Below are 17,956 nucleotides of genomic sequence, written 5' to 3'. Positions count from 1 at the left end.
TGTTGTATGCGACCTTATCGCGGGTCACGTAGTGGCCGTGGACGGACGCCATGTTGGCGATGGCACCGACGCCATCTTCGGCCTCGCGGATGTGTGGAAGCGCCAGTTTCGTGAGATACATCGGCGCGCGGAGCATCACCTGGTAGAGCGAGTCGAACATCTCCATCGGGAACGCCGCGATCGGCGAGATGTGCTGTAGGCCAGCGATATTCGCGACGTATCGAAGCTGTCCCGCATCGGCGGCCATCTCGACGAGTGCCTCGATCTCGGTGTCGTCAGTCAGATCACAGGCGACCGTCTCGAGGTCGTCTTTGACTGCGAGGCCGCCCGCTTTCTCGGCCGTCTCGTGGAGACCATTCTCGTCAACATCGGTTGCGATCGTTGTCAAGCCATTTGCCGCCAAGACGAGCGCCGTCGCACGACCGATACCCGACGCTGCGCCAGTCACGATCGCCACGTTCTCACTGGTAAACCGCGGATCATCGATGTGATGGATCAAATCGGCGGTGAGCTCAGGTGGTTCGATACTGTTGTGTGTGTCAGATTCCCCGCTCATGTGGCTAGAAAGACGGGCGGTATCGGGTTCAAATAGAAGGTTGATATGTAATCATCGTCGCGGGCTTGCGGTTTTGATGGCTATCGGGCGTACCCGTCGATAAACAGTCAATCGTCAGCGAAAACACCAACGTAAGCCCCCGACCAGTACCAGTAATACCGGTATTACGACGAACGAGTACACTGAAAGCTTCTCGTTGTCGATGCATTCGAAACTGGAACACCGGATCTCGAATCGTACGTTTTGCGTAAGCTGTCGTCTCCCTAGAGGATGCTAACATAAATTGCACGGTTGCTCGAGCGAGTGATAAAGTGTTGGACTCGTTGAAGTCTTGCTGAATCAAACAAGACCTGGTGAATACTACCCATCCAATTCAGAATGGGTTCTGGATGTAGAGCTCAAATACAGTACAACGGCTTTCATCGATATTGTTGAATGCGTCGCTGGGGACTGTCTCGGCAAGGTCGAGATAGGGCTCAACTCCATAATATAAGCATCCGAGAGGAATGCTGATCATATGCCCACTGTGAAGTTGATTGACTCACAACATCTCATGGATGAAAATACAGGGGTCTGGCGAATCACTAGGCTGCGGCAACCTTCGGTGAGGAACTACGCCGGTCAAAATGTTACTCTGGAAAATTCCGACTACAACCTCGACGAATTCGGTGATAATGAGGCGGTTGATCGTTTTCACAATGACATCCAAACTCGACGCAGCATGGTGATTCACCAGTGCCGAATGCAAGGGCCTTGACAAAGAGGACTTGATAAAATTCGGTGCGTTTCCCAACATGATAACTAACTTCCTGCTAGTTATACGCCAGGTGATATGAACTAGTCTGTTGGTTACTACAAGCTTGATCGATTCACATAGCCACTTATGATTGATATTCGATGTTTACAGTGAATGATTCCTCAATAGACATTCTATCTGCGTATTCTGCGGTGACCCCAAGTTCGTATTCCTGGGGCATTGCATCTCTTGGAGGACGGACCATCCACTCAGTTTTGGCATCGTTTTGAGAATCAGATGCACCCAAAACTGCTGGTCCGGCTGCAATATCGTTGAATGTTGTCGAGGTAGATTCGGATTTCCATTCATCCGGCAAATTAAAGACAATACGTACATTATTGACAGCTATCGATGAATAATTAGTGAATCGAACTGTTTGGGAGAGAGACTCACCTGGCGCAACGGTCTCCTCATCCGCACTAAGTGACAATATTGCGAGTGGTTTGTTATTATCCGAGTTGCCTCCACTGACACGGAATACTGCGAGACCATGTGGTGGAACCGTTGCACCAATTAGACCCGCAGTCTGCCAGTTAGTGCCGTTCCAGAGATTGCGAGCAGCGTAGCATGACGCTTCATCAAGTCCGACCTCTTGAGCACTGGTCGTTATTGTTGTTCTCCTGTCACTACGATTCAATAATCCTACTGCTCGATCACCGTTTGCGAGTTTTTTCGCCCAGACTGAGCGCGACAGACCATCCTGACCAGTGGTCCGTTGAATTCGGATGGCTTGATTACCTGCTGGATCTTGGTTGATTTCGATCAGTTCATCATTAGTTAGAATATTGCGAGTTTCCTCAGACATATTTCGAATGTCATTACCAGCTATGAGCGGCGCAGCCATCATCGCCCACATGCCAAAGTGTGTTCGGTCCTCCGCTTCGGTTAGGTTTGGATACTCTGGAAGATCTACGCCGACCACAAGCATATCTGGATCATTCCAGTGACCGGGACCAGCGTACTCAGCAAGCGGTTCGTTCTGATCAATGATGTCGATAATGCCGTTTCCCCATAGATTCTCCTTGGCGCTCCAGAGCGGTTTAATATCACCAGTTGTTCGCCAAAGGTTGCCACCTGCCTCTGGGGCCCACATCTAAGGATCGTTATCTCCCCATTCACAGATACTGAGAAGGATATCCCGATCGGTGGCTTCAAGCGCCTTGTGCATTCGCGTATAGCGCTCAATTGCCGATAGACCATAATGTTCTCCGCAATTATCGTATTTAAGGTAATCAACTCCCCAGTCAGCGAACGACTGTGCATCCTTTTCTTCGTAACCGAGGCTGCCGGGAAGACCTTCACAGGTTGTCGTCCCTGCTGACTGATAGATCCCGAGTTTTAGTCCCCTCTTGTGAACGTAATCAGCAACAGCATCGATTCCATTCGGAAATGTCTCAGGATCCGGCTGAAGATTACCATTCACGTCGCGTTCGGATGCCATCCAGCAATCGTCAATACATATATACTCGTAGCCCACTTCTTTCATCCCATTTTCAACCATCGCATCAGCGGTGTCTTTGATCAATCCCGCATCAATATCACAGTAGAACGTGTTCCAACTGTTCCATCCCATCGGGGGAGTATCCACCAAGGTCCTGTCTGAACTCTCGCTTTGATTGGTGTTGTCAGCGGCTGTAGCCATTGAACTCGCGAAAAAACTACTCGCTCCAGTTGCTGCTGCCCCTTTCATCGTGGACCGTCGTGTTATCGGTGGTAGAATTGAGTTATTGTCATCAACTTGCTTTACTCTATTGTTAGCATCCTCTATGTCTTCCTCGTTCATGCTTTCATCACTTCATTTGAGTGTTTGTAACCACTCGAAATCACCAATAACATCTAATTACTTAAGACTAGGGTAAGGATTCATACAATAATTCGCTGATGTGGGAACTGCTTAGTCAGCATCTCTTCGGTCGGTGTTTGGTGCTAACACTTGATTCAGTCGATCGTGCTTGTACTAACATCTGACGGGGTCAAAGGAGATGAAATAGACGCCAGAATGATGAGGAATCACTCTATTGGATCTCGTGGTTTTCATTGAGCCGTTGGAAGAATGCTATCCTCCTAATGTGTTCGGATTCTGATGGGTTGCACGAGAGTCACACTCTCATCAACACCGCGAAGTCTGTCTCGTGGCTACTGAACAAGCTGATTTCGATCAGGGAGCTCCGATCTCGTTACAATCGCGGCACATGCCCACGTTTTCTCATAATCGACTTCGACCTGTTTCCTGCAACTGAAACTCACAATCGCCTCTTCCTTCAGAGGCGTTTTAGTGTCGCAATACACTCGAGCAGCGCACGGCCGTTGTGGTACGCCGCCTTGTAGACTGCGCCTTTGCGGCCGACGGGATCGAGATCGTCGTCAACGCCAGAATGCCACTCGCCATCTTTGCGGTCGATCTGATACTCATCAAGGAACTCCCATGTGTCGGCAAAGACATCGAGATACCGATCATCGCCAGTACACTCGTAGGTTCGTAGGGCACTAGTCATGCACTCGGCCTGCACCCACCAGGCTTTGACGCGAAAGCTCGCTGGTTCGTCAAAGCCACCGTAGAAGTAGAATCCACCGCGATCCTCGTCATATCCGTATTCGAGCGAGTAGTCCCATAGCGTCTCGAAGAACTCGCGGTACAGGTTCTGTGGGAGACCGAGCGCGGAAGTAGCCTCCATGACGAGCCAGACGTTCTCTAGATCATGTCCATACGAAACGACCTGGAACTCCTCATCGTCGAGTTTCGGGGACCAATCTGGATCGTACTTGTCCGTACAGAAACCGCGCTTCTTCCGGTAGACCGTGTTGGTGAGGATGTCAAGCAGTTCGTGCAAGCGATCGCGCCCGCGACTAGTGTCGAACGCCTCATAATAGGTCGTAAATGCCTCCATGAGGTGGAGGTGCGTGTTCATCAGCTTCAGCGTTGGATCGAGGACGCTGTCGCCCGACTCTTTGGGTGACCAGTCCGGTTCGATGTTTTCGAGGTACGTCTGACCCTCCGTAATAGGCTCCCAGTGGGGCGTGAAGTACTCAACATACCCTCCGTGTTCGTCGTCTTTGGTGTGTTCGTCCATCAGGTCGACGAGTTCATGCGCGTACTCCGCCGCCTCGTCGCTCCCGGTTGCGCGGTAGTATTCGGAGAGCGCGTAGAGGCCGAACGACTGTCCGTACAGGTGTTTGTTTGGTTTGGTCGTCGTTCCGTCGCGTTGGACTTCCCATACGAAGCCGCCATCGGCTTCGTCCCACATCTCATCGATCAGAAACGCAAATCCGTGATCGGCGATTTCGTAATACTCGTCGCCGTACCCTTCGCGGGCGAGCCGCGCTGTCAACCAGACCATGCGTGCCTGTGTGACAACTTGCTTGTTGCTGTTTCCTGCGAATTCACCGTCCTCATCGTAACTGGTTATAAAACCCCCGTGTTCCTCGTCGATGCTGCGAGGAAACCAAAAATCGAGGACGTTGTTCGTCAGCGTTTGCTCAAGTGATGAGAGATACTCGTCTTTAAGGGTGGCCACGTCTGGCATTACGGATAGACCATTGTCTACGTGGTGGATAATAATACCGGTAGCGGATTACCCTGCTAAACGGATGATAACCGGTCGGTGATCCGTTCGCCGAGACTCAAAACGCGAAACAGGAGGGAAATACATATACTATGGGGTGTTCCACCAATGAGTGACGTACATGAGTAGTTACACAGTCGCAGTTATCGGAACGGGTCCCGACCCGAACAACCCGACCGTGGATGGGTTTGCGATGGGCTATCGACACGGCGAAGCGTTCGAATCCGACACCCGTTGTGAACTCGTTGGTTGCGCGGACATCGTCGAAGAGAACCGTCTCGCGTTCGCCGACACGTTCGGATTGCCGGCCGAGAACGCCTTTGAGGAATATGAGGAGATGCTTTCGGCGCTCAAACCGGATATCGTGAGCGTCGCAGTTCCGCCGGCGATACACAGAGACATCGTCGTGGGATGTGCCAAAAGCGGCGTCGTTGACGCTATCCACTGTGAAAAGCCCATGGCGAACGTGTGGGCGGACGCCCGACAGATGGCTCAGGAGTGTTGGCGTCACGACGTACAGCTGACGCTGAACCGCCAGCGTCGGTTCGGTCGACTATTCACCGAAGCCAAACGGCTGCTCGACGACGGAAAGATCGGTTCACTCCGGAGAATCGAGATTGGATGGGGCGACTTCTTCGATACCGGCGCTCACACGGTCGACCTCGCCGGAATGTATAACGACGACCGGGCTGCCGAATGGGTACTCGCCGGACTCGATTACCGTGAGGAGGATCTTCGGTTTGGTGCTCACCAGGAAAATCAGATGTGGGCGCAGTGGCGGTACGAGAACGGCGTCTACGGTGTCGTCTCGACCGGTGAAGGCGGTGATTTCATCGACGCCGCGATGGTACTCCGAGGGACAGGAGGAACCATCCGCATCGACAAGACGGACGGCCCAATGCTTGAACTTGACTGTAATGGGGATCGACGAGCGGTTGACGTGAACGGTGAGACAATGCACGCAACGAACGACGAAGCCGACGACTGCTACGGATCACAGTTTCACGACCGAGCGGTCAACGCAGTCGTCGACGGGGTAGAGAGCGGGGAAGAACCGTGTATCAGCGCGCGAACCGGTCTGACCACGGCCGAGATACTGTTTGCAGGCTACGAATCTGTCCGCCGCCGTGGCCGCGTCGATCTTCCGCTTGACGTTACGGACAATCCACTGGAGTCCATGGTCAATTCTGGTGCACTCTCTCTGTCATCACCAGCAGTCGATGATAACTAGGTGACCGGCTACTATTCGGTCAGGGGGTTCGCGGTTCTCGGCTCCCTGACGCTGTTGCTAATTTCGCTGCGATTCCGCTCGCGATCGACCTCATCCCGGCGTCACCGGGGTGAAGCAGATCGGTGGTTAGTCCAGTTACGTCCGCAACATCTGGACCGTCAATCAGCATCACGTTGTTGGGGGCTCTCTCGACCGTTTGTCGAACGACTGCTCGAAAATCTTCAGCCCGCTTAGTGTCGGTGTCTCGGAGTGCATCGACGTAATAAGGAAAGAGGGTGACACAGGCGATCGGACGACCGGACGTCGCCGCCGCAATGGTATTCACGAACTCCGTCACACGTTTCCTGAACTGCTCGACCGTGAAACCTCTATTCACCATGTTGATAGATAGTGCTAGCGTGGCAACGTCCCAGTCGTCACGATCTGCAACGTGTTCGGCAATTGCTGGTTCACAGAACGCTGATCCGGCGACACCGAGATTCAACGCGTCGACATTCAGTTCGCGCGCAACTTGCGAGACGTACGTAAGGTGACAGCCTGTCGCCGATGCACCCTCGGTGATTGACGTGCCGTACGCCAGATACTGGAGCGACGGTAGTTCGGTCTCGTCCGGCGGTCGACATGGACCCGAGATGTCGTGGACTGCGACCGGCGCCCATGCGTCGAACCGGAGTCGACACACGCGAGGACCGAACGCGCCCATCACAGCAACGTCCGACTCAAGACGATCGATGTTGTCTGGCATCGAAAGTTCAAGCGTCCTGGGAACCGGACCGAGTTCATACGCCTCGGGCCCTTGAAACGCACCCCAGAACGGGCGAACGACGGTTTCGGATGCCGCTGAAAGTGTGACTGACACCGTTGCTTCACTATCCACAGGGACGAATCGGAGTTCACACCCTGCTGGATGGCGGTACCGATCGCGTGCCGTGACGTTGACGTCAGCGGTGACCGACTCCGACACGCGGCAAAGCTGACATCCGTCGTCCGTCCAGTTAGCAGTCGTCGTGGCTGTGACGTTGTGGAGGCTGACGGATGGATACTCGTCATCGATCATATGGGTAGGCATCCGATTAGGTGGTTATTTAGATAATTCTAGCGGACGCGTTTTTTGCTCAGGGAAACGCTGTATCGGAATTCCCTCGGACGGGAGTTCACAATAGCGGCACCTCGGGGATGGAAGGGGCAACCTTTGACTATTGGTGCACACTTACAGTGCCATCATCGGTATCCAAGGAATATGACGTCGATCGGATTCCAGCTGTATAGCTTACACGCAGTCGATGAGTCGCTCCCGACCGTAATCGAACGCGTCGGCGAAACGGGGTTCGAAGGCGTCGAGTTCGCTGGTCTCGACGATGCTGATGTCACGTCGGTGGATGCTGCGCTGGATCAAAGTGAGGTAGCCCCAGCAGGCGCTCATGTTGGTCTCAACGAAATCGAAGCTGACGCAGAAGGCATCTCTGAGACGTATCGTGATCTCGGCTGTGAGTCCGTCGCCGTCCCGTGGCTCGATCCAGAGCACTTCGCCTCTCGAGAGGCCGTCACGGAAACGGCCGGACGACTCGCGGATGCCGCCACGTTACTGGCGAACTACGGACTCGATCTACACTATCACAATCATGATCAGGAGTTCATCGAACTAGACGGCGGTCCCGCGCTGGAGTACCTGCTCGATACGACGGACGATGTGGGTCTTCAACTGGATCTTGGGTGGGCCGGCGCAGCGGGCTACGAGCCACTTTCGTTCCTCGAAACACATGCCGATCGGATCGATCTCGTACATCTGAAAGATTACGACGCCGCTGCGGGCGAGACGGTCGAGGTCGGTGAGGGTGATTTGGACATCGAGGCAACCGTGGAGTTGGTTAGAGATCTGGACTTCGAGTGGCTCGTCTACGAGGCCGAAGAACGGCCTGATTCCTATGAAACGCTCGACCACGCCGCGGACATCGTTACCGAATACTGGTAGTGTCGAGACGGAAACTACCTTCTCGAGAGACGCCTGTTAACAGTCACCACAAAGCGACTTGCTGGATCGAACAGCCGTAACGATCTTTGTCTCAGTTCAGTTCAATGAGATCTCCCGTGGCGGATACTCATCCAGAACACAGCACTAACTATCGACCCGAAGCCCAGTACAATTGCGAGGTTAATCACCGCGAGCGTGTACGACTCGGTGCCACGCTCGCCGAATAGAAGCGTGATAACCGTAAGCACCAGCATGAATACGAGGAATAGCCAGAGCATCCCTAATTGCGTCTGGTAGTCACGGACGAGCGCCCAAAACGATCCCTTCCAAGACATGTGAGTTACCTGCGTCCGTTACCTGAATAAGCTTTTTCACCGTGTCCTGGTCATTCGATGAACGGATACTCACTCCCAGACAGACAGCGTAATAGCGAGGAAAGAGGGGACAGTTCGAAATTAGTCAGTGAGTTCGGGGCTGTCCCAGTACTCGTGGTTCTCGTCTTCGCGGAAACAGGCGACCGTCTGCTCCCCGTGTTGGTAGTCGGATGGAGTTTCCTGACGGCAGGCCTCGGTTGCTTTCGGACAGCGCGTGTGGAACCGACAGCCACTTGGTGGATCCACCGGATCGGGGACGTCGATCTTCCGCATGGGTGGCTCGCCAGTTCCGCGCAGTGCTAGGTCGGGCGTCGCCCAGCGTAATACGTTCGTGTAGGGGTGTTGTGGGTCGTTGATCATGTCCTCGGCAGGCCCGACCTCGACGAGTTCACCGAGATACATCACGCCGATTTTCCCGCCGCCGTGTCCGGAGAAATACCGTGCGTTCGAAAGGTCGTGTGAGATGAAAATGTAGGAGGTATCGAACTCGTCTTGCAGGTCGAGCATGAGGTCCATCATTTCGACCCGCAGGGAGACATCCAGGGCGCTGATCGCCTCGTCAGCGAGGATAACGTCGGGGTTCATCAACAGTGCGCGACACAGCGCGACACGCTGTTGTTCGCCGCCCGATAGCTGGTGAGGGTATCGCTCCGCGAAGTCTTGGGGAGGATTCATCCCAACGCGCTCTAACAGCGAATAGATTCGGCTTCGCTTCTCCGAACGGCTGAGTTCGGGATTGACCTGACGCAACGGCTCGGAGAGGATCGAAACGATCCGTCGATTGGGGTTGAGCGATGCGCCGGGATCCTGGTGGATGATCTGGAGCGACGTGCGGATATCTTCCCACTCCGTCTCGGTTGTTGCGGTGCCGTCGCGAACGGCCCAGATATCCTCGCCTCGGTACGTTACCGATCCGCCGGTAGGCCGCTGGAGTCCAATTGCCGTCTTTCCGAGCGTCGTCTTTCCACAGCCACTCTCTCCGACGAGCGAGACGATATCGTTCTCTTCGATATCGAGCGAGACGCCGTCGACCGCATGGACCGTCTCCGGTTCGTCGAAATTCAGCAGATTCTCGTTGGTGAAGTGTACCTCGATGTCTTCGAGGGAGATGAGCGGATTGTCGCTCATTCATCTACACCTCCTGTAGTGTCACCAGGCGAGTTCTCGTGGAGGAGCGGGACTTCGTCGTACGATGCTTGCCAGTGGTAGCAAGCCGAGCCGTGATCTGTTTCAACCTCGTGATAATCCGGCACCTCGGTCCGACACTCCTCGGTCGCGAGCGGACACCGTGGGTGGTACGCACAACCGGTGGGCATGTTGATCGGAGCGGGACTCTGGCCGTCGATTGGCTGCATTTCCGATAGCGGTGCATCGAGATTCGGCGTCGAGTTGAGAAGCGCACGCGTGTACGGGTGAGCTGCGTTCTCGACGATGTCTCGCGTGTCTCCTATTTCAACGAGCCGAAACGCGTACATGATTGCCATTCGGTCTGCCAATGCAGCAACGAGCGGCAAGTCGTGTGTAATGAATACCATCGTCAGGTTGTACTTCTCCTGTAAGTCCGAGAGCAATAACAGAATGGACCGCTGCATCAGGAGATCGAGCGCCGCCGTCGGTTCGTCCATCACCAGCACGTCGGGGTCAAGGACTAGGCTGAGCGCGATCAGGGCGCGCTGTTGCATGCCACCGGAGAGTTCGTGGGGATAGGAGTCGAGAATGCGGTCGGGTTCGAGATACAGATCTTCAAGCAGTTCCTCGGCCCGTCCGAGACCCTTCTTGATATCGGCGTCGTGGGCCCGTAGCGTTTCCTCGAAGTGTGTTCGGAGGTCCAGCGTCGGGTTGAACGAGTTCATCGCTCCCTGGAATACCATCGAGATGTCTTCCCAGCGCAGCGAGCGACGGTCGGCTTTCTCGAGTTCCAGAAGGTTGATCGGTGCCTCCCCGTCGGGACGATACGTTATTTCTCCTGTTAGGTGTCCGGGGGAGGGGACCGCATCGAGCAATGAGGAAGCGAGCATCGATTTTCCGGAGCCGCTTTCACCGACGACGCCCAGTATCTCACCGCGTTCGAGTTCGAGGGACACGTGATCGAGGACGTACGACCTGCCCTCGTCGTAGGTCACGGCCGCGTTGCGGATCTCGATGATCGGATCGTCGGCGCTGTACACCCGTCTGTCGGTCGTCTGGTCGATCGCCATCAGGTCATCACCTCGGTGGGCGCAGCAGTGTCTTCGTCGTCCGTCTCCGATCCTGACTCTCCGGCGAGGCGGGTCCGAACGCGCGGATTGAAGACTCGATCCATCCCCTGCGCGAGCAGGATGAGACCGAGTGCGAGAAACATAATCGCAATCATCGGCACGACCAGCTGGTACATCGTGCCGCCGCCGCTGAGCGCACCAGCCTGACTGTAGGCGTTATCCAGTTGAATCCCCCAGTTCGCCACTGACGTCGGGAGGATACCCAGGTAGTACAGCCCGACGGACGCGAAGACGACGTACCGTGCGGCGTTAGCGAAGTTGACGAGCACGTACGGCATCATGTTCGGAATGATGTCCTTGAGCAGGATCCGTGGCGTACTCACGTTCATCGTCCGCGACGCTTCGACGTAGGAGTGTTCCCGGATCGCTAGCACCTGCGAACGAATGGAGCGAGCAAGCCCCGCCCAGTAGTTGATCGTGATGAGGATGCCGATCACGGCGGCACGCTCCGGAGACACCACGACCGCCAGTACCATGATGAGCGGGAGTCCGGGGATCGACATCATCACGTCGGAGAACGTCGTCAGGACGCGATCCGTCGTCCCTCCTTTGTAGCCGGCGACCGTCCCGATCAAGACGGCGAGCCCGGTCGCGAAGATGCCGCCGGACAGAATCATGATAAGCATCTCGGGTGTTGCATGAATCACCATCGCGAGAACGTCCTGCCCGGACCCTGTCGTACCGAGCGGGGCCTCCAGGGTCTCGAACGGTCGCAGGCTACGTGGCGATTGATTCGTACTCGGTTCGCGATAGAGCCACGCGCCGATGGTGCCGATGAAGACGTAGACACCCATGATGATCGCGCCGATTCGCGTCCGCCGGTCTTCCCACGCGACCAGTCCCGGTTTGTAGATGAACTCGCGATAGAACTCGCGGAGTCGATCCGCCGTTGTAACCTCGACTTCGGACTGGGCGGCGCCGAACGAGAACTCTCGTTCCGATCCAGTATCGGATTCAGTATGCTTCATTGGAATCACCCGATTTGACCCGGGGATCGATGAGCCCATATGTCAAGTCAGCTATATACACCGACAGTACGAGTGCTGTCGTGATGACGAGGAAGATTCCCATCATGAGCGGATAATCTCGGTTGATGAGCGCTTCGAACATATAGTATCCGATCCCGGTGTAGGTGAATATCTCTTCGAGGATCACTGATCCACCGAGATTGAATCCGATAAGCGTCAGGAAACCGGTGTACATCGGCAAAATAGCGTTCCGTCCGACGTAGCGTGTCGCGATCCGGCGATCCGAGAGCCCTCGCAGTCGTGCGACCCTCACGAAATCCTCGCCGAGAACCTGAATGCTGTTACCGCGCATTGCGAGCGTCTGCAGGCCAACCTGAGTGATCACGACCGATGCGATTGGGAGCGCCGCATGGTATAACGCGTCCTGGATGAATAGGAACGATAACTCGGGAGAGACACCCGGACTCGTCCGGTATCGGGCCGGGAATACACCAAACTTGTAGGAGAACACGACCACAAAGAGGATTCCGAGCACATAGAAGGGAACTGATGACAACAAGATCGAGAGACCGCTCGAGGCCGTATCGAACGTGGATCCCTCCTTGTACGCGATGAGTGCACCCCAGACAACGGCGATAGCGAACAGGATTATCGTCGCCATCACCATGACGAAGACCGTCCACGGAAGCGCATCAATGATGATATCAGAGACCGGCTCTCTGAAGTAGAACGACTCCCCCAGATTTCCGGACAGGAGCGACGACATGTACTCGTAATACTCGACGTAGATCGGTTGACTTTCCTGTTGTCGTGATTGAATAATCGCGTCGATTCGTGACGGATCGACTCCCTGTCGGACTAATCGCGCCCGAAGCATTTCTAGGGGGCCGCCGGGAATCGCCCGGATCAACCCGAACGTGAGCGTCACAGTCACCCACAAGGTGAGGACTGCACGCCCGGTTCGTTTAATATAATAGTTGTTCATGGAGTGGTTTGTGTAGTTCTGTGTTATAGGTTTTTTGATGGTGTGTCTACGTGCGTTGTGCTGCGGCGTTATCCGGTATACTGCAGTTCTCCCTGCCGGATGAGCCACAGATGTGGCCACCGAACCTGTGAGACATCAGCACCTTGTTCAGGAACGGACCACTCATCGGTAGCGAGAAACGCCTGTTCTTGTTTTTCCATAACGGGGATTACGGGCAGATCCACATTGGTCACCCACGCCTGTTCGATCGAGATCTCGCGAGTTATCTCCTCATCAGATGTATCAGACAGTTCCTGTAGTCGATCACTCGGATTGATCGTCATCGATCCCGAGCCGGTTCGGGATGGAACGGTAACGTCGCCGTTGGTCCCACCCCGGTTTTCATTAGCGGGCGTATAGTTGTACGTGAACCCGCGATAGTGTTCTACGAGTTGGTGATGAAGGGAAAAGTACGGGAAGGACGCACGTCCGCCGCCCGGAAGCCACCCGCCGGCCGAGAGAACAAAGTCTCCGTTTGGCCACACCGTCCCGTTTAGCGCACTGAAGTTCCGTGAGTCGACCTCGGACTCGAACCCGAAGTCGTTGAGTTGATCGACGACGGTTTCCGTTGCAGTGACCCAGTCGGACCACCCGGACGGAACAACGATAGGTAGTTCAACGACGGCCCCGCTACTGTCGACCCATGTATCGCCGTCTTTCGAATATCCTGTATCTCCAAGGAGCTGTTCTGCCTCGTCGGTCTGTCGTTCGTTCACGCCGTAGTCCTCGAACGAGTCGTAGGCGTCGCCGAGCCAGCGCTCCTGATCGTCGGCGGGAATTCCAACGGGCAGCGGCGGCGCCTTCTTCAACGTCTCACCGACGTTCTTGACAATGGTCTCCCGATCTAGTACGTGCGCGATCGCCCGGCGAACTGCCCTGTCTCCGGCATGTTCGTGATCGTGTTGCGGGACTAGTCCGTACCCGACGTTCCCCGGAATCGTCTCCATCTGGATATGGTCGGGGAAATCGCTCACGACGTTCGGCGGCGCAAACACCATCACCGAGTCGAGTTCGTTCGCGTTGATCGATTGGTGGACGGCCGTATTGCCGTCGAGGTAGCGAAACGCTATCCGGTCGAAGTTGATATTGTCCGCATCGGGATGGTCCCCCCGTTTTTCGAGGAGAATCTGTTGATTGCTCCGCTCTGCAATCGTGAACGGCCCGTTGGCAATGACATCTTGATAGGCATATCCCTGGATATCGCTTTGGGCCTGCTCAGGATCGTCTTCGAACTGGTCGACGTACTCCCCGAATTCGCTCTCCTTCAGGGTCATAAACCGCTGTCCGAGCGTCTCGAACTCGACGATCTGCGGATTAACATCGCCGCTGAGATTGAGCACGACGGTTCGGTCGTCCGTCGTCTCGATACTGTCTGTGAACTCGTCAATCGGCCCCCCGCTCAGCATTGCGATGCGTAGCTGCGTCGCGACGTCTTCGGCCGTGACATCGTCCCCGTCCTCCCAGGTAACACCGTCACGGACGGTCATCTCGAACGTCTCGTCGACGAGTTCCCAATTCTGGATGAGATACGGAACGAACTCGCCCTTTGCAAAGTTGTAGTTCGCAAATCGATCGAAGAGGAGGTAGTGTGAGTACTGCGAATAGCTCGTTGGATTATTCGGATTGTACTGAATCTTCGTCGGCACCTGGTTCGTGTAGCTAATATGGGTGCCATCAGTCGCATTGCCGCCCATACAGCCCGCAAACGCAACTGCACCCGACGCGCCGGCAACTCCGAGGAATGCCCGGCGATCGATGTGGCTGTGATAATTACGATTATTGTCCGCCATTGTCCATCATGTGAGTGTAAGTCAGGGGTTATAAAGCCTGGCATATCATTCGTTATTTATACATATTGAGAACACGGAACAGCTATCCGATGTTTGAACGCGCGCTGACTACGGTGATCAAGGCCACGATAGCAGTTCGGTGGACAGAGAGCGGACAACATTCGGTTGCCCGCAGCCAGGCTGTTTCTATCAATTCGAACAGTGGTTTTGTTTCACAGTGTCAAACGCTTCGTCGATAGACCGCATTAGACAATGCCGCAAAACCTGTGTACTATGATAGCTCATTTACTCTCCCCCTCTGATCGGTCTACTGGTTGTCTCGCATCGAGTACTGTCGATGTCGTCGATGTTTGACCAAGTGAAACGTCTGATGACGTCAGACGATTGGTTTACAGTCGTATGCCCGTCAGAAATCGAGAATATGGCAGAGGAGCAACGATGAGAGAAATCCAGCAACCACAATTGATTTACCGACTGAGTGTGGGTGGATATAACATGGAATCCACGGCACTGACGGTCGGCATCGTCGGACTCGGAGCACACGGGACGAATCATGTGGAGCGGCTCAGAGAACTCGGACACAAAGTGTACGGAGTAGATGCCAACACGACAGCGCGGCGGGAATTTCGGGAACGGTACAACGCAACGACCTTCGAGAGTCTCGACGAACTATATGCGAAAGATTTAGATGCCGTCATTATCTCGACGCCGAACAAGTTCCACGAAACGGCGGCGGTCGATGCACTTGAAGCAGATCACAATGTTCTTCTCGAGAAGCCACTTGCACACACGTTAGCAAGCGCAGAGCGTATCGCCGACGCGGCGAACCGAACCGGTAATGTCTGCATGGTCGGCTTTCACCACCGCTACCGGAACGCATGTCAGGTTGTCAAATCGTACGTCGAAGACGGATATCTGGGCGAGATTACGCACATTGACGCCCAGTTCATTCGACGGCGCGGTGTTCCTGGGCGGGGTACGTGGTACACATCACAAGACATCGCTGGCGGTGGTGCATTAATCGATGTCGGCGCACACGTCCTCGACTTGCTTCTCTTCTGGACAGACTGGCCGACGATCACCGACGCAATGGCAGCGTCACGGTCGGACTTCGGCCAGCACGATGACTACACGTACCTGCACATGTGGGGCGAAGACGACCGCGGCAAGATGTACGATGTCGAAGACTCCGTAACAGCGTTCTGTGAGTTCGACTCCGGTATGACCGCGAATATCCAAGTCGCGTGGGCAGCAAATATGGCCTCAACGCACAGTTATCGGCTTCGGGGTACAGAAGCGGGCATGACAATCGATATTACGAACACGCTCCAGGAAGTCGAACCGGATATCGATCAGCGAAACGACCTCCAACTGTACGAGGCGCGATCTGGACGCCGTAACCATTTCGTCAACAGCGAAATTATCGTCTCGTCAAACGATCCGTACCGGGACGAGTTGGAGACGTTTCTTGATGCGGTCCAATCCGGCAAGCGGCCGAAGATGACGAACGTAGAACAGGCGCTCGATGTGCAGCGTGCCATCGACCGGATCTACCGAGCGAGTCAGTAACGTTCCGTACTCGTTACCCTACCGCCGATTTCACATCGGATCCGCTCCTAATCTGCAGGTGCGCATGTTTAACTATCCGTAGATATTGGTAGCGAGTATGCCAGAGGAAACCCCAGGGGGTCGCGGAAAGACGATCCAGTCTGTCGAGTCAGCACTGGCTGTCGTCGAAGTCATTCGCCGAAAGGAACGGGCGGGTGTCACGGAGATAGCGAACGAACTCGATCGCTCCAAAAGTACGGTCCATCACTACGTGACGACGCTGGTCAAACACGATTATCTCGAGAAAGTCGACGGGGAGTATCAGCTCAGTCTGCGGTTTCTCACGCTCGGCGGTCAGGTCCGCGAGCGCGAGCAACTGTATCATCTCGGAAAGGATGATGTCGATAAACTCGCACAGGAAACCGGCGAACAGGCGCGCCTCATCGTCGAACGGAACGGGTCCGGCATTACGCTCTATCAGGCGACTGGCAACCGCGTTACGGAACCGATAACGCACGTGGGTAGTATCGAGGCACTCTACTGCACTGCGGCCGGCAAAGTATTCCTCGCTGAACTCTCGGACGAGGAACTTGATTCGTACCTCGATTCGGTCTCCATCACTCCGTACACCGAAAATACGATCACTGACGCCGACAAGCTACGAGGGGAACTTGACAAAATCCAAGACCGAGGAGTGGCGTTTGACGATGAGGAACGATATGAGGGGTATCGATGCGTAGCCTCCGCTATCAGCACCGAAGAAAGAGAACTGTTCGGCGCGCTCAGCGTCTCCGCACCGATCGACCGAATGAACGAAGAACGATTCCGTACTGACATACCGAATCAACTCCAGAACGTCGCTGGTGTCGTCGAAATCAACACTACGTATTCGGAGTGGACGGACGTTCTCTAAGGCCGTCGGAGTCCCGTTTAAGGAACTGGGGGATTACAAAAGTACAATTGTAATCCACTCCCACTGTGTACGTGTGAGTACAAACCCACCTACTGCACCGTGTCTCGTTTGAGTCATATCGCAACATCCATCGAACAACCGCGATGGCAAGACCAATTTGTTTGATGATCGTGAACAAAGAACGAGGTGAAAAGCAGCTCGTGGCAGTTCCGTCTGGACCGGCCACGGTTCAAGTAGTTCATCAAAGCGTCTCAGAACCAATTTGCGTGTATCAGTGACCCTTCGAGCTGTTCACCAATCGGATAGTAGAGATGATCCATTTTTGTTTCCGTCTATCAAACAATTGCGCTGTTGCCTTCGATCACAGCCTCTCCGGTCGCGACAGTAGATTCTTGTAGAATAAGTCCGTGGGTCCGCGTATGCAACGTGGACTAGTCATTGCAGACGATACCGAGATGGGTCACAAACTACTTGCTGAAGCGGCTGCGACTGCTCGCGGTAGCGATTGTGGATTGGTCGTCTTGTCCGTTATTCGCCCGGAGTCATTTGCAGCGGACGTCGAAACTCTCGAAGCGATCGGCGACATTGAAGACACCCACTACGATGAGAGCAACGTCCTCGATGCTGAGCGGCGTTCCGTTCAGTCAATAGTCGCTGATAGTATTGACGACACGGACTTGGAAATTACGTACCGGGTCAGTGTCGCGTCGGAAGACGAATACGTCGAGACAGTCCTCCAAACCACCCGGAAAACCGAATGCGACCACCTGTTCACGTGCGGGAACCAGCGCTCCCCAACCGGTAAAGCAATCTTCGGAGATCGGACACAGCAACTCCTTCTCGAGTTCCCCGGCCCTGTGACAGTGGCCCTTGACTAACCGACTAGATCAGTACCGTCTCGTCGGATACGTGTGCCATAGAAACCCACTCCCGCTTCTCCCATCGATTATTCACGAGAAAAGC

15 protein-coding genes and 1 pseudogene are annotated in these 17,956 nt (G+C 54.8%); 5 read left to right on the top strand and 11 right to left on the bottom strand.

The genetic code is table 11. From position 1 onward, the window contains the following. From C484_RS00635 to C484_RS00620, 4 genes and pseudogenes are all read right to left on the bottom strand, one after another. On the bottom strand, positions 1-556 hold a 556-nt coding region (locus C484_RS00635; protein WP_006824045.1), incomplete at its 3' end, for an SDR family NAD(P)-dependent oxidoreductase. 881 nt (positions 557-1,437) lie between these two features. Next, complete coding sequence (locus tag C484_RS24740; protein ID WP_338041823.1) at positions 1,438-2,046, bottom strand: NEW3 domain-containing protein; 609 nt, start codon at positions 2,044-2,046, stop codon at positions 1,438-1,440. Between the two features lie 63 nt (positions 2,047-2,109). Then, positions 2,110-2,925 (bottom strand): annotated as a pseudogene (locus C484_RS24060) (glycoside hydrolase family 27 protein); the annotation flags it as partial. A 688-nt stretch (positions 2,926-3,613) separates the two neighbouring features. Continuing rightward, complete coding sequence (locus C484_RS00620; RefSeq protein WP_006824042.1) at positions 3,614-4,876, bottom strand: AGE family epimerase/isomerase; 1,263 nt, start codon at positions 4,874-4,876, stop codon at positions 3,614-3,616. 160 nt (positions 4,877-5,036) lie between these two features. Here C484_RS00620 and C484_RS00615 point away from each other — a divergent pair, with 160 nt between their 5' ends. Next, on the top strand, positions 5,037-6,146 hold the full coding sequence (locus C484_RS00615; protein ID WP_006824041.1) for a Gfo/Idh/MocA family protein: 1,110 nt from the start codon (positions 5,037-5,039) through the stop codon (positions 6,144-6,146). A gap of 19 nt (positions 6,147-6,165) precedes the next feature. On the opposite strand, the gene C484_RS00610 is transcribed toward C484_RS00615, so the two are convergent. Then, positions 6,166-7,203: an SGNH/GDSL hydrolase family protein gene (locus C484_RS00610; RefSeq protein ID WP_006824040.1), complete on the bottom strand. Its 1,038-nt coding sequence runs from the start codon at positions 7,201-7,203 to the stop codon at positions 6,166-6,168. Between the two features lie 183 nt (positions 7,204-7,386). Between C484_RS00610 and C484_RS00605 the strand changes: the two genes are divergently transcribed. Next, on the top strand, positions 7,387-8,118 hold the full coding sequence (locus C484_RS00605) for a sugar phosphate isomerase/epimerase family protein (RefSeq protein WP_006824039.1): 732 nt from the start codon (positions 7,387-7,389) through the stop codon (positions 8,116-8,118). A 101-nt stretch (positions 8,119-8,219) separates the two neighbouring features. On the opposite strand, the gene C484_RS00600 is transcribed toward C484_RS00605, so the two are convergent. From C484_RS00600 to C484_RS00575, 6 genes are all read right to left on the bottom strand, one after another. Continuing rightward, positions 8,220-8,453 (bottom strand): hypothetical protein, encoded by a 234-nt coding sequence (locus C484_RS00600; RefSeq protein WP_006667471.1) that lies wholly within the window; start codon positions 8,451-8,453, stop codon positions 8,220-8,222. Between the two features lie 120 nt (positions 8,454-8,573). Further along, positions 8,574-9,620 carry an ABC transporter ATP-binding protein gene (locus C484_RS24735; protein WP_006667472.1) on the bottom strand — a complete coding sequence of 349 codons (1,047 nt, stop codon included), beginning with the start codon at positions 9,618-9,620 and terminating at the stop codon, positions 8,574-8,576. Beyond that, positions 9,617-10,690 (bottom strand): ABC transporter ATP-binding protein, encoded by a 1,074-nt coding sequence (locus C484_RS24730; protein ID WP_006824038.1) that lies wholly within the window; start codon positions 10,688-10,690, stop codon positions 9,617-9,619. Before C484_RS24730 ends, C484_RS24735 begins: the two co-directional genes overlap by 4 nt. Further along, positions 10,690-11,718, bottom strand: coding sequence for an ABC transporter permease (locus C484_RS00585; protein WP_006824037.1), 1,029 nt, complete (start codon positions 11,716-11,718; stop codon positions 10,690-10,692). The genes C484_RS24730 and C484_RS00585 overlap by 1 nt, the downstream gene beginning before the upstream one ends. Next, entirely contained in the window at positions 11,705-12,703 is a 999-nt protein-coding gene (locus C484_RS00580) for an ABC transporter permease (RefSeq protein WP_006824036.1), read from the bottom strand. The genes C484_RS00585 and C484_RS00580 overlap by 14 nt, the downstream gene beginning before the upstream one ends. A gap of 68 nt (positions 12,704-12,771) precedes the next feature. Next, on the bottom strand, positions 12,772-14,532 hold the full coding sequence (locus tag C484_RS00575) for an ABC transporter substrate-binding protein (protein WP_239640888.1): 1,761 nt from the start codon (positions 14,530-14,532) through the stop codon (positions 12,772-12,774). A 495-nt stretch (positions 14,533-15,027) separates the two neighbouring features. Between C484_RS00575 and C484_RS00570 the strand changes: the two genes are divergently transcribed. The 3 genes from C484_RS00570 to C484_RS00560 all read left to right on the top strand — a co-directional run bounded on the left by C484_RS00570 (position 15,028) and on the right by C484_RS00560 (position 17,871). Beyond that, positions 15,028-16,101, top strand: a complete 1,074-nt coding sequence (locus C484_RS00570; protein ID WP_006824034.1) for a Gfo/Idh/MocA family protein — start codon at positions 15,028-15,030, stop codon at positions 16,099-16,101. Positions 16,102-16,198: 97 nt separating this feature from the next. Beyond that, the gene (locus C484_RS00565) at positions 16,199-16,993 is read left to right on the top strand and encodes an IclR family transcriptional regulator (RefSeq protein WP_006824033.1); all 795 of its coding nucleotides are present in this window, start codon (positions 16,199-16,201) and stop codon (positions 16,991-16,993) included. Positions 16,994-17,412: 419 nt separating this feature from the next. Next, entirely contained in the window at positions 17,413-17,871 is a 459-nt protein-coding gene (locus C484_RS00560) for a universal stress protein (protein ID WP_083867255.1), read from the top strand. Positions 17,872-17,956 lie beyond the last annotated feature (85 nt).

It is taken from the genome of Natrialba taiwanensis DSM 12281, assembly GCF_000337595.1.
Classification (GTDB): Archaea; Halobacteriota; Halobacteria; order Halobacteriales; family Natrialbaceae; genus Natrialba; species Natrialba taiwanensis.
This window is presented reverse-complemented; position numbering and strand designations above follow the sequence as displayed.

Bases quoted from the DNA above. Each gene is read 5' to 3' on its own strand.
- C484_RS24730 (WP_006824038.1), bottom strand. From the start codon at position 10,690: ATGGCGATCGACCAGACGACCGACAGACGGGTGTACAGCGCCGACGAT.
- C484_RS00620 (WP_006824042.1), bottom strand. From the start codon at position 4,876: ATGCCAGACGTGGCCACCCTTAAAGACGAGTATCTCTCATCACTTGAG.
- C484_RS00570 (WP_006824034.1), top strand. From the start codon at position 15,028: ATGGAATCCACGGCACTGACGGTCGGCATCGTCGGACTCGGAGCACAC.
- C484_RS00560 (WP_083867255.1), top strand. From the start codon at position 17,413: ATGCAACGTGGACTAGTCATTGCAGACGATACCGAGATGGGTCACAAA.
- C484_RS00565 (WP_006824033.1), top strand. From the start codon at position 16,199: ATGCCAGAGGAAACCCCAGGGGGTCGCGGAAAGACGATCCAGTCTGTC.
- C484_RS24735 (WP_006667472.1), bottom strand. From the start codon at position 9,620: ATGAGCGACAATCCGCTCATCTCCCTCGAAGACATCGAGGTACACTTC.
- C484_RS00615 (WP_006824041.1), top strand. From the start codon at position 5,037: ATGAGTAGTTACACAGTCGCAGTTATCGGAACGGGTCCCGACCCGAAC.
- C484_RS00575 (WP_239640888.1), bottom strand. From the start codon at position 14,532: ATGGCGGACAATAATCGTAATTATCACAGCCACATCGATCGCCGGGCA.
- C484_RS00610 (WP_006824040.1), bottom strand. From the start codon at position 7,203: ATGATCGATGACGAGTATCCATCCGTCAGCCTCCACAACGTCACAGCC.
- C484_RS00600 (WP_006667471.1), bottom strand. From the start codon at position 8,453: ATGTCTTGGAAGGGATCGTTTTGGGCGCTCGTCCGTGACTACCAGACG.
- C484_RS00580 (WP_006824036.1), bottom strand. From the start codon at position 12,703: ATGAACAACTATTATATTAAACGAACCGGGCGTGCAGTCCTCACCTTG.
- C484_RS00605 (WP_006824039.1), top strand. From the start codon at position 7,387: ATGACGTCGATCGGATTCCAGCTGTATAGCTTACACGCAGTCGATGAG.
- C484_RS00585 (WP_006824037.1), bottom strand. From the start codon at position 11,718: ATGAAGCATACTGAATCCGATACTGGATCGGAACGAGAGTTCTCGTTC.